Source organism: Caulobacter vibrioides (assembly GCF_002310375.3).
Taxonomy (GTDB): domain Bacteria; phylum Pseudomonadota; class Alphaproteobacteria; order Caulobacterales; family Caulobacteraceae; genus Caulobacter; species Caulobacter vibrioides_D.
In genome coordinates this window covers 1,676,370-1,692,868 of sequence record NZ_CP023315.3, presented here as the reverse complement: position 1 = coordinate 1,692,868, position 16,499 = coordinate 1,676,370, and the positions used below count along the sequence as shown (strand labels likewise).

The following is a 16,499-nucleotide window of genomic DNA, read 5'->3' as shown; positions in this document are numbered from 1 at the left end:
TCGTCGACTGCTCACGACCCATTGCGGACATTGGGGAAGCCTAGGCATGAGCTGAGTTTGTAGCTCGACCAAGAATTGATGCCTTGTGGCGACCTTGGCGCCATGGCTCCTTGCCGGCGGCAATCATGGAGCGCTCCCCCCTTGATCCACCGTTGTCTACGCTGCGTGGGCCTGCCCCTACTGGCCCTTCTTCTCGCCTCCTGCGCCGACAGAACCGCCCACGGACGAGAACGCACCGTCGTGATCGAACATGTGACGGTGCTGGACGGACAGGGCGGGGCGGCGCTCGATGACCGCAGGGTGGTCGTAAGCGGGGGTCGCATCGTCGCTGTCGGCGCCTCGGCGTCTGGCCGTCTTCCGCGCGGCGCGATGATTGTCGATGGGACGGGCAAGTTCCTGCTTCCCGGCTTCATCGACATGCACGCGCATCTCCTCTTTCCGAGATGCAATCCAGACGGCGGAGCGCCGCGCTTTGATCGCGCGCTCTCCGAGAAGGCCCTGTCGGCGCAGCTGGATTTCGGGATCACCATGGTGCGCAGTCCAGCCACCCCGACGATCGAGGGCCTGAGGCTCCGCGACGCGCTCAATGCCGGCCGCGTCAGGGGGCCTCGCGCGATGGCTTCGGCGGAGCTGATGAACGACCCGACCCTTAGCGACGCGCAACTGCGCCAGATCGTGCGTGACGCTCTTCCGTACAGGCCCGACTTCTTCAAGGTCTATGCGCGGCTACGCCCAGAGCAGGTCGCCTCGGTGACGGACGAGGCTCATCGTCGCCACATCCCGCTAATCGGCCACCTCCAACGCACGAGCTGGGCGCAAGGCGTGCGCCTGGGCGTGGATCATCTGGCCCACAGCGTCGATTGGTCCGCCGATAGCCTTCCGCCCGACCGCCGGCAGACTTACCTCGCGGCCGCAAAGACACGGCCGGGCTTTCGATCACGCATCGACTGGCTGGAGGCGTTCGACCCCAATGGCGCGGACCAGACGGCGCTGATCGACGACCTGGCTCGACGGCGGGTTTCGGTCGACGTCACCCTTATCGCCTATGACGCCAAGTTCTCGCCTCCCGACGAGGCGCGCTACCGGCGCAATCCCCACCTGCGGCGCTTCCCGGAACTCCGCGAGGACTGGAGCCGCTGTGACGACGCCACGGCGGACTGGACCGCGGACGATTTCAGGCGCTGGAAGGCCGCACGCCCCAAGCTCCTGGCCTGGATAAGGCGGATGAGCGACGGCGGCGTGCTCCTTGTCACCGGCACTGACCTCACGAACGAATGGATCGCGGCCGGAGAGGGGCTTCATCAGGAATTCGAGCTCCTCGCGGAGGCTGGAGTTTCCCCCGATCGCATCCTGCGGATGACCGGTGCCGACGCGGCCCAGGCTCTGGGTCGCACGGATGTTGGCGTGGTCGAGGCGGGGCGACGCGCCGATCTGGTTCTCCTGTCGGCCGATCCCCGCAAGCGCATCAGCAATACGCGCTCGATCATGTGGGTGATGCAGGGCGGGCGAATCGTCGCCAAGGGAGCGCCGCGTTAGGCGAGCCATGGGCGCCTCAGGGGCCGGAGGTCGAAGCGCCTTCACGGTGCGACGCCGTTTCGTGACGGTCCGAAATCCACCCTCCCCGGCCAATCGGACGGTCCGCTCTGCGGGCCGGGCAGCGCCAGGAGCGGACTTTGGGACCGCTCCAGGAACACGACACTTAGCCACTGCAAATAGAGCGGCTCATTTGGATGGCTCTACCCGCGCGTCGATCCACTTCAGGATGAGGTCCGCGATCTGCAGATTGTTCTTGTCCTGCATCAGCATGTGGCTGTTGCCGCGTATGCCCAGCTCGGCGGTGTCGATGATGTCAACCCGACCGCCAGCGGCCTTGATGCGCGCGGCATAGGCGCGGCAGCCATCGAGGCGGCTTTGCCATGTGATGCCGCCCAGCCCTGTAGGAACCGCCAGGTTGTCGCCGAACACGACCAAGGTCGGGATCTTGGCCAGCTTGGCGATCTGCTCGTCGGTGTAGGCGCCCCGGCAGGCGCCCGGCTCGACGGTGACGATGCCAGCGACGCCCGTGGGGTCGATCAACGCCGCATCCATCGGAAATGGCCCCGACTGCGAGTGGCTGATGAGAACCGCGCGATCCAGCTGGATCGCCAGGTCCGACAAGGCTTTCAGCGTGGGATTGGGGAACGGCACCTGCGAGGTCAGATCAGGGATCGCCTGCTTGGAGAGTTCACCGACGGCCTCCACGGGAAACTGCTGTCCAGGGAAGGCTTCGCCGAACTTCGGCCCGAAGCGGAAGTTGGTCCAAACACCTACCCGGTCGCCGAAGCGGAACGCCCCCTGCCCCATCGCGGCCGGCGCGCCGGGCGCGGTCGGCGCGACCGATCCGGTCGGCGCGGCGCTGGCGCCGGACAACCTGTTGTTCAGCGCGGCCTGGTTGAACCCCGAACGCGCCCGACCGACCTGATCGACGACGTAGGTCGGATGCGCCTTGCGGACGAAGTACTCAAACCAACCCATTCGACCATCGGGCGTGGTGTCGTAGCTTTTGCCGCTTAGCGCCGCGCCGTGGATCATCACCACCGGGATCTTGGCCTTGCCGACCGGGACCATGTACTCAACGTACATCTGGTCGACCGTGACGCTGTCGTCGGGGCCGAGGAGGATCTCGCTCGCCTTCTGTTCCACCGAGCGACCGCCCACGAAGAAGCTGCCCCGGCTCTTCAAGACCAGGGGCTTGTCGGGAACCTGGACGGACTTCAGCGTCTGCGACACGGCTGTGGACGCGAGCCCAAGGACTCCAAAGGTCGCGCAGAGCGCCATGACACTGGCGCGGAACGAACGGCTTGTGGTCACGCCCATGGTCGATCTCCCTTCGAACACCGAAGCAAGGCTATCGCGGCGACAAAGCCTCGATTAGCAGGCGGAAACGACTTGGTCTCTTTAGCCGATCTAACAAATGTGTCCGCGACGGCCGCTTAGCGTTCCTTGAACCGGAGCGCCTCGATCAGGAGCGAGAACGCCGGCGAAGCGTGTCTGCGGCTGGGATAGTAGAGATGATAGCCCGTGAACGGCGGACACCAATCTTCCAGCACGCGGATCAAATCTCCGGAGGCGATGCAGGGCGCGGCGACATCCTCGGGCATATAGGCCAGACCAAGACCCTGCAGCGCCGAGTCCAGACGCTGGCGAATGGTGTTGAACACCAGTTGCCCGTCGACCCGCACCTTCACCTCGCGTCCATCCTGCTCGAACTCCCACGGAAAAAGGCCGCCGTAGGTGGGAAGGCGCATGTTGATGCAGTTGTGGTCCGTGAGATCCTGGGGTGAGAGCGGCCGCTGGCGCCCTTCGAAGTACGCCGGTGATCCGACGACGGCCATGCGCATATCGGGGCCGATGCGCAGAGCGATCATATCCTTGGCCACCTGCTCGCCAAGACGTACGCCGGCGTCGAACCCCTCTGAGACGATGTCCACCAGTCCATAGTCGACGACGATCTCGACCCGGATGTCTGGATAGTCCGGCATAAGCTTGGCCAGGCCCGGCTGCAGGACCGCGCGCGCCGCGTGTTCGCCGGCGGTGATCCGGATCGTGCCGGCGGGGCGCTCGCGCATGTCGGCGAGCGCGGCCAGCGCCTGCTCGATTTCCTCGAAGCGCGGGGCGATGGTTTGCAGCAGGCGCTCTCCGGCCTCCGTGGGCGCAACGCTGCGCGTCGTGCGCGTCAGCAGGCGAACGCCCAGCCGCCCCTCCAGCCCCTTGATCGTCTGGCTAAGCGCCGAGGGCGATACACCAAGCTTGGCGCCGGCGCGCGTAAAGCTGCGCTCCTTGGCCACCGCGGCGAACGCGGCCAGTTCGTCGAAACCCTGAGCCATTTATTAGACCTGCTAAAAACGACATGGCGATTATGGGGCCTAATCGCCGGAACCAGCCAGGCCTATCTTGCCAACCATGCGAAGGCGCAAGGGGGCTCCGCGTTCGCGACAGCAAACGGAGCACCACATGGAAAAGCGCATTCTTGGGCGCGGCGGTCTTGAGGTTTCGGCCCTGGGCCTTGGCTGCATGGGCCTGAGCCACGGCTATGGCCCGGCCGCCGACAAGGACGCCGGGATCGCGCTGATCCGCGCCGCCGTCGAGCAAGGGGTCACCTTCTTCGACACGGCCCAGATCTACGGCGAGGCCAATGAGGCCATGGTCGGCGAGGCGCTGGAGCCGTTCAGAGACCAAGTGGTGATCGCCACCAAGTTCGGCTTCGAACCGGGCCAGTCGTTCGGCGAGCAGAAGCTATCTAGCCGTCCCGAGACCATCCGCCAGGTCACCGAGGGCTCGCTGAAGCGTCTGCGGGTCGAAGCCATCGATCTCTACTATCAGCACCGCGTGGATCCCGAGGTGCCGATCGAGGACGTGGCGGGTACGGTCCGGGACCTGATCGCCGAAGGCAAAGTCAAGCACTTCGGTCTTTCCGAAGCCGGCGTCGAGACCATCCGGCGAGCCAACGCCGTGCAGCCGGTGACGGCGCTGCAAAGCGAATATTCGCTCTGGTGGCGCGAGCCCGAGCAGGCGGTGATCCCCACCCTGGAAGAGCTCGGCATCGGCTTCGTACCCTTCAGCCCGTTGGGCAAGGGCTTCCTGACCGGGTCCATCGCCGCCGACGCGACCTTTGGCAAGGACGACTTCCGCAGCATCGTTCCACGCTTTGGCGGTGAGGCGCTCAGCGCCAACCAGGCCTTGGTCGCGGTCCTGAAGGAGCTAGCGACGCAAAGGGGCGCGACCCCGGCCCAGATCGCTCTGGCTTGGCTGCTGGCACAAAAACCCTGGATCGCACCGATCCCCGGCACCACCAAGCTTCACCGCCTTTCCGAGAACCTGGCCGCCGCCGATCTTGAGCTTAGCGCCGCGGATCTGGCTGCGATCGAGGCGGCGGTGTCGCGGGTGACGGTCCAGGGCGACCGCTATCCTGCCCATCTGCAAGCCCGTGTCGGGCGGTGAGATGAACGCCATGTCTCGACGCGCCGCCTTGAGCGCCCCCGCCGCCCTGTTGCTCGCCACAAGCGCCGCTGCTTGCGCGGAGGAACGGACGGCGACGGCTTCGCGAACCCTGGTGGCGTACTTCAGTCGCTCGGGAAACACGCGGGTCATCGCCGGCCAACTGCACCGGGAGCTGAGGGCCGATCTCTTCGAGATACTGCCCGCCACGCCGTATCCCGAGGACTATGAGCAGACGGTGGAGCAAGCCCGCCAGGAGCGGGACGCCGGCGTTCGGCCGTCGCTTAAGGCGAGCGTCCCGAACATCGCCGCCTACGACACCGTCTTCCTCTGCTTTCCGATCTGGGGCGAGACAGCGCCGCCGATCATCCGAAGCTTCCTGGCCGCGCACGATCTGGCGGGCAAGACGATCAGCCCTGTGATCACCCACGGGGGCTATGGCCTGGGCGATAGCCTAGCGGTCCTCAAAAGCCACGCCCCGAGCGCCCGCCTGGAACCGGCCTTCTCGATGGAGGCCGACCAGGAGCGACGCACCATGACCCAAGTTCGCGAATGGCTCGGCGCGATCGCGCGAGCCTGACCTCATTTACCGGAGCCCCACATGCAAAAGCGCAAACTTGGCCAAGCCGGCCTCGAAGTCTCCGCCCTCGGCTACGGCTGCATGGGCCTGAGCGCCGCCTATGGTCCTGCGACGCCTCACGACGAAGCGGTCGCGGTCATCCATGCGGCGTTCGACGGCGGCGTCACCCTGTTCGACACCGCCGAGGCCTACGGTCCCTTCGACAACGAAGCCCTGCTGGGCGAGGCGGTCGCGCCGTTCCGCGACCAGGTGGTCATCGCCACCAAGTTCGGCTTCGACATCGACCTGGAGACGGGCGCCCGGACCGGCGGCCTCAACAGCCGGCCCGAGCACATCAAGGCCGTCGCCGAAGCACAGCTGAAGCGTCTACGCACCGACCACATCGACCTGCTCTACCAGCATCGGGTCGATCCGGCCGTGCCGATGGAGGATGTGGCCGGCGCGGTGAAGGACCTGATCGCGGCTGGTAAGGTCAAGCACTTCGGGCTCTCGGAACCCGGCCTGGATTCGCTGCGCCGAGCCCACGCCGTGCAGCCGGTCACCGCTCTGCAGAACGAATATTCGCTGTGGACCCGGGACGTTGAGCACAATGGCGTACTGGCGGCCTGCGAGGAACTGGGTGTCGGCTTCGTGCCGTTCAGTCCGCTGGGCGCGGGCTTCCTGACCGGCAAGATCGACACGACCACCCAGCTGGACCCGAGCGACTTCCGTACCTTCTCGCCGCGCTTCGCCGCCGACGCCCGCGCCGCGAACATGGCCCTGGTCGATCTCCTCAAGACGATCGCCGTGCGCAAGTCGGCGACCCCGGCCCAGATCGCGCTGGCCTGGCTGCTGGCCCAGAAGCCCTGGATCGTACCGATCCCCGGAACCACCAAGCTTCACCGCCTTACCGAGAACCTGGGCGCGACCAGCGTCGAGCTGACGGCCGAGGATCTGGCGGCGATCGAAGAGGCCGCCGCGAAGATCCCGATCCAGGGCGCGCGGCTGCCCGAAGCCGTCCTGGCCCAGACCGGCCGCTAGCCAGACCCGACGCGACAGGAGACATCCATGAACGACAAGAACCCCGCAATCGCTGGCGTTGGACGCCGCGACCTGCTCGCGCTGAGCCTGGCGCTGCCGGCCGCCGTCGCCGCCGGCGCCGAGGCGCAAGCGAAGGCTACTCCCGCCGCGTCGAGCGTGGGGCGCCGCAAGCTGGGCAGTCTCGAGGTGTCAAGCATCGGCATGGGCGTGCAGAATATGCACCGCGCCTATCCGACCACGATCCCGTATCGCCCCGAGATGGTGAACATCATCCGCGCCGGCCACGAGCGCGGCGTCACCTTCTTCGACACCGCCGAGGCCTACGGCCCGTTCGAGAACGAGCGCATCCTCGGCGAAGCGATCGCCGCTTTCCGCGACAAGGTGGTGATCGCCAGCAAGTTCGGCTGGAACATCGACCCCGAGACGGGTCGGCGCGGCCCCGGCCTCAACAGCCGGCCCGAGCACATCAAGGTCGCGGTCGAAGGCATGCTCAAGCGCCTGCGCACGGACCGGATCGACCTGCTCTATCAGCACCGCGTCGATCCGCAGGTCCCGATCGAGGACGTCGCCGGCGCGATCAGGGACTTGATGACCCAGGGCAAGGTTCTGCACTGGGGCCTCAGCGAGATGGGGCCCCAGACCCTGCGCCGCGCCCACGCCGCTCTTCCGGTCACCGCCGTCCAGAACGAATATTCACTGCTCTGGCGCGGGCCGGAGAAATGGGTTCTGCCGACCTGCGAGGAGCTCGGCATCGGTTTCGTCTGCTGGAGTCCGCTGGGCGTCGGCTTCCTCAACGGGGCCATCGACGCGGCGACCCGCTTCGCCGACGGCGACATCCGCAAGGTGGAGGGCCGCTTCTCCCCCGAGAACCTGCCTCACAATCTGGCCCTCGTGGATCTGCTCAAGCGCTGGGCCGAGCGTAAGTCGGCGACGCCAGGCCAGATCGCCCTGGCCTGGCTGCTGGCTCAGAAGCCGTGGATCGTGCCGATCCCGGGCACGACCCAGATGGCGCACATGGTCGACAACGTTGGCGCGGCCGCGATCCACTTCACGCCCGCCGAGCTCGGCGAACTCACCGCCGCCGCGTCGGCGATCCAGATCCAGGGCCTGCGACTGCCCGAGGGCGTCCTGGCCTTCTCCGAGGTCGAGGCCCCCGCCCGCACCTGACGCCGACCCTTTCAAGCAGGAGTTTCCCATGAAGCCTGTCGCAGCCGCTATCGCGGCCCTCGCCCTGGCGACGCCGGCCGAGGCTCAGGAACGCAAATCCGTGGCGCCCAAGGCCATGCAGGCGGTCGCGCCGGATCTTGCGCGCTACACCGACGACGTGCTGTTCGGCGACGTCTGGATCAGTCCGGCCCTTAGCCCGCGCGATCGTAGCCTGGTGACCGTGTCGGTGCTGATCGCCACCGGCAAGACGGCGCAGCTGACCGGCCACTTGGGGCGCGCGCTCGACAATGGCGTCAAGCCGACCGAGATCGCCGGGATCGCCACCCAGCTTGCCTTCTACACGGGCTGGCCAAACGCGGTCTCGTCACTTGAGGTGATCGACAAGGTCTTCACCGACAGAGGCGTCGACAAGACGGCGTTACAGGCGCAGACAGCGGCCAATCTGCCCGTTCCCGCTTCGGACGCCGCTCGGGCTCGGGCCGTGGCGGCGACCATCGGGCCGGTGGCGCCCAAGCTGGCGGCGCTGACCAATGATGTGCTGTTCGCCGACCTGTGGCGGCGATCCGACCTCGGTCCGCGCGATCGCAGCCTGGTCACCATCGCCGCGCTCGCCGCCAATGGCGATGAAGCCGGGTTGGCGTTCCATATCGACCTGGGTCTCGAAAACCGTCTCACACGCGCCCAGATCGGCGACCTCCTGACCCATCTGGCGTTCTACGCCGGCTGGCCAAAGGCCACCGCCGCGGTCGCCGTCGCGGACAAGGTGTTCAAGGCGAAGGGCGCCGAACCGGCGGCCCCGGCCGTCGCCGCTCTGGAGGTCATTCCGCCTGGCACGCGTCCAGTCCCGGGACCGTCCGCCACCTTCACCGGGGCCGTCACCGTGACCTCGCCGTTCAGGGGCAGCGGTCAGGCCCGGCTCGGCGGCGCGACCGTCACTTTCCAGCCTGGCGCGCGGTCCAACTGGCACACCCATCCGCTAGGCCAGCTCCTCATCGTCACCGCGGGCGAGGGTCTTGTGCAGGCCGAGGGTGAGCCTATCCGGCGGATCAAGCCTGGCGACGTCGTCTGGACCCCACCCGGCGTGAAGCATTGGCATGGCGCGGCTCCGACCAGCGCCTTGAGCCATGTCGCGGTCGCCGAGGCCTTGGATGGCGTCAGCGTGACCTGGCTGGAGCCCGTGACCGACGCCGAATATCGCGCATCGCCATCCGCTAGCGACGCGGCTTCCTCCGCCCCGAAGCCGTGACCGGCGCGTCAAGCAAATCAACCCTTGGAGTTCCGATGACGGGTGCCCCTTTCGGCAAGAACAGACGCGAGTTTCTGGGCGCCTCCGCGCTCGTCCTTTCAGCTTCGGTTCTAGGAGCCACCACGATGACCACGACCCCCGCATCGGCCGCGGCCGAAACAACCAATCCCTTCACACTCGTCTATGTCGGCGCCATCACCAAGAACGAGCCGGGCAAGGTCAACATCCACCCCGTCACCTACAAGCTCGGTGGCCTGGACATCGTCGCCAATGTCTACACGCCGGCGAACTACGCTCCGGGTCAGGCCTATCCGACGCTCGTGGTGGCGCACCCCAACGGCGGGGTCAAGGAGCAGGTCGCGGGCCTCTACGCCCAGCGCCTAGCCGAGCAGGGCTACATCACCATCACCGCCGACGCAGCCTATCAGGGCGGCAGCGGAGGCCTTCCGCGCAGCGTGGACAAGCCGATGTTCCGGATCGAGGACATCCACGGCATGGCGGACTTCATCACCCGCTATCCCGGGGTCGACGCCGAGCGCCTAGGGCTCTTTGGAATCTGCGGCGGGGGCGGCTATTCGCTGGCGGCGGCCAAGACCGATAAGCGCTTCAAGTCGATCGCCACGCTCAGCATGTTCAATTCCGGTCGGGTCCGTCGCAACGGCTACCAGGACTCGGCGCTGGCGACGATCCAGGATCGCCTGAAGCAGGCCTCGGCCGCCCGCGCCCAGGAAGCCGCCGGCGGCGAGATCCTCTATTCCGGCGACGCCAACCTGAGCGACGCCCAGATCGCGGCCCTGCCGTTTGATCTCTATCGCCAGGGCTATGAGTACTACTGGAACACCCATGCCCACGCGGGTTCGACGTTCAAATATACGACGAGCAGCCTGCTGGACCTGATGCGCTGGGATGCGACCGACCAGATCGCGTTGATCGACGTCCCGCTGCTGATGATCGCCGGCGGCAAGGCCGACAGCCTCTACATGACCGAGGACGCCTTCGCCAAGGCGACCGGAACCAAGGACAAGACGCTGTTCAAGATCGACGGCGCCACGCACATCGAGACCTACTGGGTTCCGCGATATGTCGCCGCCGCGATGGACCAGCTCACGCCGTTCTTCAAAAGGACGCTGAGCGCAGGTGAATCCTGAGATCAACGACGGCGGGCGTAGTCTCCTGTGCTGACCTTAGCCACATTTTCTCCCACTTCCGTCGTCAGGCGATTGCGCGCCAATTGCTGCCGTTGGCGCACCTCCAGGAACTGGACGTTCCGCACCTAGATCGAGAAACCCCCTTTCGACGCTACTCAGATCCTAAGACCGTCTGCTATCGGTGCGTGATGGTCCAATCGGCGCGCCCAGGGAGCCCTCGAGTACCTCATGTTCAATCTGATTGTTTCGGGGAACGGTGAGACGTGGGAAGGCAGCAGCCTCACCTTCAGCCTTGATCGATTTGGAGAGTACGCTGGCGAAGAAGGCGGCTCGATCGATATCAATACGGCCGAGGGCTTGCAGGCGCTTGAGACGATGCCAACGCTCCTGATGTACGAAGTGGGTGCGTCGGGACCCAATGTTCGCACGGTGCGGCATGGACGCCTGCGCAACATTGTCCGCCGCGGCGGGGTCTTGAACTTCACGTTTCAGCCGGATGCCCAGCATGCCTACTTGCCGCGAGCTGACGTGCTATTGGCGGCTACTGAACTCCACATCGAGCCCTTCGAACAACACCGAACCCATTGGGCCATTAAAGACGGCGACATCCCGATCGATGTCCTGGCCAGGGGCGCGCCGGAGCTCCCCCAGCGAACCGTCGCCGTGGTGGCGGCGCAATATGCCGAAGCACTGGAAGAAGGGACGCGTCGCGAAGTTCGAGAGCTCGAGGCCGAACTTGAGGAGTTTCCGCCGTCGTTAGAGCGCGCGTTGGCGTTCGTACCGTCGCGCCTCCTTGAGAAGGCAACGCCCGAATTCTACCCGATCCTCGGCGTCGAGCCGCGCACCGCGGAAGGTCGCCGCGCCGTAGAAGCGGTTCTCGCACGGCACTCCGACGAGCGACCGTCAATTGAATGGTGGTTCTCGCTGGCTTGGTTTCTCGACCTCTACGGAAGTCGTACGGAAGCGGTAACGCTTAGGGCGGCAGAATCGGAGTGTGCGAGCTATCTCGCATCCTTAAGTTCTGCGCCGCCGGGAAGTCTTCCGGCCGAACACTTGGCATATCCGCTTTGGCGAGCGGCCAGGAGCCGCGGATTGGCGACGCGCCTTCGGCGGGAAGTGGCGATGGTCCTCGACCGCCTTGCTCGGATGCAGGATGCCCAAGGCTATTGGATGGACGCAGTTGATGGGGCGACGCCTGATCTTCGAGCGACAGCTCTGGCCACAGTCGCGTTGCAGCGCCTAGGCGACGACCGCTACCACGATGCCACGGAGCGCGCCGTTGACTGGCTTGTCGAGCAAGTCCAGGCGGAGTCTGGTGCCTTTCCACGTCATCCCGGGGAAGCCCCGGACATCGTAGCTACCTTGGTCTCGCTCGAGGCTGTACATCGCGCGGGCGCGGCGGAAGATATCGCCCATGTGGTCAACGCAGCCGAAACTTGGCTGATGTCCGCGCAGACAGCGCGCGGCGGATGGGCGGCGGAGGGCTGGCCTGACGACCTCTTGGCCGCCTGCGTGGTCGACTACATCTCTTCGCGCCGCGAGATGTTGCCGCAGGTGGACGGGTTCTTCCTCATGGCGCGTGACTTCATGCGGAAGGCGGAAGACTGGGCGCTCGAAGGCGGCGCCAACAACCGTCGACTTGCCGCTATCGCCAGCGTGCATGCCGTGGAGATGTTTCTCTATGGCGTGTTCGAACGACGAGACGACCTCGCACTGTCGGCCTTCCGCGAGAATGGACAAGAAACCCTAGGCGTCCGTGAGGCGCTCCGAGCTCTGCAGGACGCGCTACAAAGGATAGGTACCTTGCGCGCACCGGCGCGCCTTCCGCATCGCGATAACCTCAGTTCACTTGTGGGGCGCCGCGACGGCATCATCCACCGCGCGCACGAGATCAGCGCCACGGAGCTGGCAGACGGTATGTCTCACGCCCGGCGGTTCATCGAGCGCTACGGCAAGGAACTACTCGACTTAAACATCCTCCAGTAGGCGCGACGGCCGTGCGCCATGAGCGGAAGTTGGCACACCTCCAGGAACACGACTTTCGGCACCTGGTACGAATGGAGGGGTGTAGCTGATGGGCGCTCGCCGTCCGGCTAGACCAGACACGGATACCAGTAGAAGGGGCCGATCCCCGACTTCAAGGCCCGCCGTAACGCCGGCAGGGATTGGATCGGCTTGGGCCGTGTTCAACCGCGCATAGAATATTAGGTAGCCGATGTAGATCTCAAGCAAATGCTGTTCGAGTTGGTGGAAGGCGCGTTGGAGGTTCGCCGCCTTATATCCCCCACCGGACGAGGCCCGCTCTACGCTAATTTAATGTCCTGACGACTGACATGTGTAGAGGCTGACAGGACCATAGAATGCGATGGTGCTTGCGCTAAGGTATCAGGCGCCCTCCCCTTCTGACATGCGCTAGCCGGCCGGGGAGAGATGCGTGCCTGGACTGCAACGCTTGCTTGGAGCGGTTATCGGAGCGCTAGCGATGGTCGCCTGTGGCAATGGCGCAAACGCCCGCGGTTGGGATCGCGACGCGGTCGCCGAGCCCACAGCGTTCGAACGTCTCGTCACCGAAGCGCTGGCGTCGCGCGACGACCGATCGTGGTCGGCGCTGAAGGCTTATGTCGATACCCTCCCCAAGGAGACGCTGGCGGCCCAGGCCGACGGCCTGGGGTATCTGTCGTTCCTGATGGCGACGACGGACGACGAAGAGAAGGTAGAGATGGCCTCGGCCGCCATCGCGTTGCAAGCGCAGGCGGGCGGCGAGCCTGGTTTTGGCGTCCTTATCGCGCGCGTCGTCGTGGCGGGTTTGCGCCCGTCGACTGACGACGATGCGGGGCGAGCCTTTCGACGTCTTGGCGCGTATCAGGCGCGATCAGCCGAGCGCCTGCCGACAATCTTCCTGGCGGACATCTTCTTAGGGTACTCCAGACGCGTCCTGCTTGAAGATCGCGCCGATGAGGCCTTGCGTACGGCGCATGGCGCGGTGGCGCTGGCCGAGGCGGACCCGCGCGTCCCGAGGCGGATCCATATCAGGGCCTTGGCCGCCTTGGGCATGGCTTTGAACGCACAGCGCCGCCCGATCGAGGCGTTCGAAGCGTTCAGCGAGGCGCTGCGCCTGGGACCGCTCACCAGCGAGGACGACGTCGAACTACGCGCCGGGATCGCCACAAGTCTGGCCGACGACTTCAACTGCGAGGCCTGGGGCCGGACCGCCCAAGGGTTCAAAGTCCGCAAGGCGCAAGATCCGAATGCCGACCTCGCCCAGCAAGCGCCCTACGTTTTCAGCCTGGCGCGCGCCTACAAGGACTGCGGAGACTGGCAGGCAGCTTTCGATGTCCTGAAAGACTATCGCCAGCAGGCCCTGCCCGTGCTGCCGGCCTTCAGTCCAAATCTTGGCCTAATCCATGCCCTGATGGCCGAGATCACCATTTCCGACCCGCCGGTGGCTGAAGCGTTTTTGGGTACGGCCAAGGCCATCTATTCGGGCGCGCGCGCCAGAGCGTCGAGCGGGCGGGAGATAAGGCTGTTGCAACGGATGATCTCGCGCACACAGGCTCAGTTGGCGCTGGAGCGAGGCGACCTTCCCGGCGCGGCCAGAGCTCATCAGGCCATCGCTCAAACCGACGTAGCCGCCGAGCGCTACGCTAACTACGCCGATTGGGCCGAGGTGCTTCACCGGGCCAAAAGTTCTCAGGCGCTCAACGCCTATCGATTGAGCCTGGCCGCCTTGCCGGCGTCGACGACGAACGCGACCTTGCTCCGTTCGCGCCGGGACGTGCTGGACAGGTACCTGGAAGAGACATGGTCGGCGGCGCGCCCTTAAGGCAAGGCGCTTGACCTGAAGCTGAACCGCCCGCTTTCTTCTCTTCAGGGTAGGGGGATGATCGCGTGTGGAAGGGTCTTGTATTTAGCTTGGCCTTACTCGGCGGACCGATGACGTCCGGCCCCAGTTGGGCGCAGGCCAGCAGCGTGGCTGCCTTCAACCAGGCCCAGGCCGCCTATGCGCGGGGCGATCTGAAGACGGCGCTGGAACAGTACGCCTACGTCGAGCGCGCCAGCGGCGCGGAGGATGGGGTCACCCTGGCATGGATCGAGACGCATCGCGCCGAGGTGCTGCTGGCCCTGGGGCGGGTGAACGACGCCAAGGCCCTGTCGGACAACGCCCGCAACGTCCTAGAACAGAGTTCACGAGCGGCGCGGTCGGCAGGTCTTACTCCGACCCTGGTGTGCTTTGCCGATCGTGTGACGGCCAATATCGAATTTGCCGCGCATCGGTTCGAAGCGGCGATCGACTGGGCCAAGTCGGCGAGAAGCTCGGCCGTGCCGGGCTCCGAGTGCTGGTCGCAATCGGTGCTCACGCTGCACTATGCGTTGCGCGTCGCGGGTCAGGGACGCGAAGGCTGGAAGAGCATTCGCCCAACGACGGGTGTCTACACGCGACAGCCGCCCGGGTCGCTGGCCGATCTGATCAATGAGGTCGACGCCGCCGCCGGCGTTGGAGACCACGCGCAATCAGCGCTTCTAGCGAACGAAGCGCTGGCCGCCTTGGAGACGCCAAGGTTTTCGAGCGTACGCAAGGCGGCTCGCCCGTCCCTGCTTGAAGCGCTGTCGCGCGCGCAGTTGCGCGCTGGCCACGCCGCGGACGCCTTGGCTTCGGCGCAGGCGGCGATGCGCGAGGACCCGACCAGCAAGGTCGTGCGCTTGAGATTGGCCGAGGCCCTGTTTGATCAGGCCCGATGGCGTGAGAGCCAGGCGGCGCTTGACGCGGTCAACGCCTGTGGCGACTGCAGCCGCGTCGACCAGTTAGCGATCCTAGACCTGAGCAGAAACACGGCCATTCTCTTAGGCCAGTTCGCGACGGCGGAGCGGCAACGTCTGGCGCTGAACGCCATGCTCGTGCGTGGGGCGAGCGAACGGTGAGAAGGCCGGCGATCTGGCGCCTGGGTTTGCTGATCGCCCTGGGCCTCGCCGGAGCGGGCGGGGCGGCGCACGCCCGTCAGGCGCCGGCGAGCACCGCGGCCCGCGATCAGGTGTTCATGGCCGCCCTCGCCGACACCACCGAAACTACGCTCGCCGATTTGCGAGCGTATGAGCAGAGCTTGCCGCCGAATGCCTTGGCAGCTCGCGCGGACGCTCTGGGTCTGCTGGCCTTCCTGACCCGCGGCGGGCCTGCGCCGACCGCGGCCCTGACCGCAGCACACGCATCGGTCAGCCTGCAGCGAGAGTCGGGCGAAGCGCCAAGGCTTGGGGCCCTGGTCGCGCGTATGCTTCTGGCGACGCTCGGGTCGCCCGAAGAAATCGCCCAAGTCGGACGCGATGAGGACCCGCTCGCGTCCCTGTACGATGATCGTGCTCCGGTCACGGTCGCCTTCTTTCTCAACTTCTACCTCGCATCCACCATGGCGATGCTCGAGGCTGACCGCCTGGACGAGGCTCTGGTCACCGTCCGGTACGCGGTCGATGAGGCCGAAAGCGGAGCGCCGCTCCCGGCCGTTCTCAAGGTCCAGGCCTATCTCGCGTTTGGCACGGTCTTGACGTTGCAGTACCGCCTGGACGAGGCGTTCGAAGCCCAGATGCAGGCCCTGCGCTTGCTGCCGCGCAACGCCAACGTCAAACTCTCGGTCGCGGCCACTATCGTCGAAAATCTCGGCGAAGGCGACTGTCGCCGCGTGGTGGCGTCGCTAGAGCCTTTGGTGGTGGCGGCGCGCGTCGACGTCGACCTGTCGACGGACGATTTCCTGGCCTACGAAACAAGGCTTGGGGACCAGTATGCGCGGTGCGGTGATCCTCAACGCGCCATCGCGATCTTTCAGAAGGCGATCGCGCGAGGGACGATCGCCCTGCCGGCGACCGATCCCGACCTAGCCGCCGTCAAGGCCGCGCTCGCCGATGTCCTAGCGACCCTGGGCGACCTTGATCGAGCTGACGACTATCTGGATGAGGCGACGGTGGGGACGCGGCGGGCGCAGAGCGGGGCGTCCCTTGGTCAGGCGATTAGTCTTCAAGAGCGCATCCTGGCCACCCGCGCTCGCGTGCTGGCCAAGCGGGGCGCTTTCGCGCCCGCCGCCCGCGGCTACGATGTTCTGACCCAGTCGGGACTGGCATTTGGTCAGGCCGACAAACGACTGGCGCGCTGGCTAGACGCCTGGGCCAGCGTGCTGGAGGACGCGCGTCAGCCTTGGGCGGCGCTCTCGGCCCAACGGCTGGCCAGCCTAGCCTGGCCTAATGTTGGGTCAGACAGTGTCGCCGCGGCACAGCGCCGTGAAACCACCGACCACTTGCTTGAAGCCGCCTGGCGCCAGAGCCGGGACACCGCGCCAAGCCCCAGCCGCGAAAGGGCCGGCGCACGATGATTAAAGCG

The 16,499-nt window shown here is 66.1% G+C and carries 13 protein-coding genes; 11 read left to right on the top strand and 2 right to left on the bottom strand.

Features of this window, described 5'->3' with window-relative positions; translation table 11 throughout:
- The first annotated feature begins 240 nt into the window (after window positions 1–240).
- A complete protein-coding gene (locus tag CA606_RS08090) occupies window positions 241–1,536 on the top strand; it encodes an amidohydrolase family protein (protein WP_181242842.1) in 1,296 nt (431 codons plus the stop codon).
- 186 nt (window positions 1,537–1,722) lie between these two features.
- Here the strand turns inward: CA606_RS08090 and CA606_RS08085 are convergent, their stop codons facing one another.
- A complete protein-coding gene (locus tag CA606_RS08085; RefSeq protein ID WP_096051602.1) occupies window positions 1,723–2,856 on the bottom strand; it encodes a hypothetical protein in 1,134 nt (377 codons plus the stop codon).
- A 116-nt stretch (window positions 2,857–2,972) separates the two neighbouring features.
- Entirely contained in the window at window positions 2,973–3,866 is an 894-nt protein-coding gene (locus CA606_RS08080; protein ID WP_096051603.1) for a LysR family transcriptional regulator, read from the bottom strand.
- Between the two features lie 127 nt (window positions 3,867–3,993).
- On the opposite strand from CA606_RS08080, the gene CA606_RS08075 reads away from it, so the two are divergent.
- From CA606_RS08075 to CA606_RS08030, 10 genes are all read left to right on the top strand, one after another.
- A complete protein-coding gene (locus CA606_RS08075; RefSeq protein WP_096051604.1) occupies window positions 3,994–4,980 on the top strand; it encodes an aldo/keto reductase in 987 nt (328 codons plus the stop codon).
- A 10-nt stretch (window positions 4,981–4,990) separates the two neighbouring features.
- Entirely contained in the window at window positions 4,991–5,557 is a 567-nt protein-coding gene (locus tag CA606_RS08070; RefSeq protein WP_219933449.1) for a flavodoxin, read from the top strand.
- Window positions 5,558–5,578: 21 nt separating this feature from the next.
- Entirely contained in the window at window positions 5,579–6,577 is a 999-nt protein-coding gene (locus CA606_RS08065) for an aldo/keto reductase (RefSeq protein WP_096051606.1), read from the top strand.
- A 27-nt stretch (window positions 6,578–6,604) separates the two neighbouring features.
- The gene (locus CA606_RS08060; RefSeq protein WP_096051607.1) at window positions 6,605–7,744 is read left to right on the top strand and encodes an aldo/keto reductase; all 1,140 of its coding nucleotides are present in this window, start codon (window positions 6,605–6,607) and stop codon (window positions 7,742–7,744) included.
- Window positions 7,745–7,772: 28 nt separating this feature from the next.
- On the top strand, window positions 7,773–8,990 hold the full coding sequence (locus CA606_RS08055) for a (R)-mandelonitrile lyase (protein WP_096051608.1): 1,218 nt from the start codon (window positions 7,773–7,775) through the stop codon (window positions 8,988–8,990).
- A 125-nt stretch (window positions 8,991–9,115) separates the two neighbouring features.
- Window positions 9,116–10,138, top strand: a complete 1,023-nt coding sequence (locus CA606_RS08050; RefSeq protein ID WP_219933448.1) for an alpha/beta hydrolase — start codon at window positions 9,116–9,118, stop codon at window positions 10,136–10,138.
- 228 nt (window positions 10,139–10,366) lie between these two features.
- Window positions 10,367–12,124 (top strand): terpene cyclase/mutase family protein, encoded by a 1,758-nt coding sequence (locus tag CA606_RS08045; protein WP_096051610.1) that lies wholly within the window; start codon window positions 10,367–10,369, stop codon window positions 12,122–12,124.
- A 496-nt stretch (window positions 12,125–12,620) separates the two neighbouring features.
- Entirely contained in the window at window positions 12,621–13,961 is a 1,341-nt protein-coding gene (locus tag CA606_RS08040; protein WP_096051611.1) for a hypothetical protein, read from the top strand.
- A 65-nt stretch (window positions 13,962–14,026) separates the two neighbouring features.
- Window positions 14,027–15,058, top strand: a complete 1,032-nt coding sequence (locus tag CA606_RS08035) for a tetratricopeptide repeat protein (RefSeq protein ID WP_181242841.1) — start codon at window positions 14,027–14,029, stop codon at window positions 15,056–15,058.
- Window positions 15,055–16,491 (top strand): tetratricopeptide repeat protein, encoded by a 1,437-nt coding sequence (locus CA606_RS08030; RefSeq protein WP_181242840.1) that lies wholly within the window; start codon window positions 15,055–15,057, stop codon window positions 16,489–16,491. Before CA606_RS08035 ends, CA606_RS08030 begins: the two co-directional genes overlap by 4 nt.
- Window positions 16,492–16,499 lie beyond the last annotated feature (8 nt).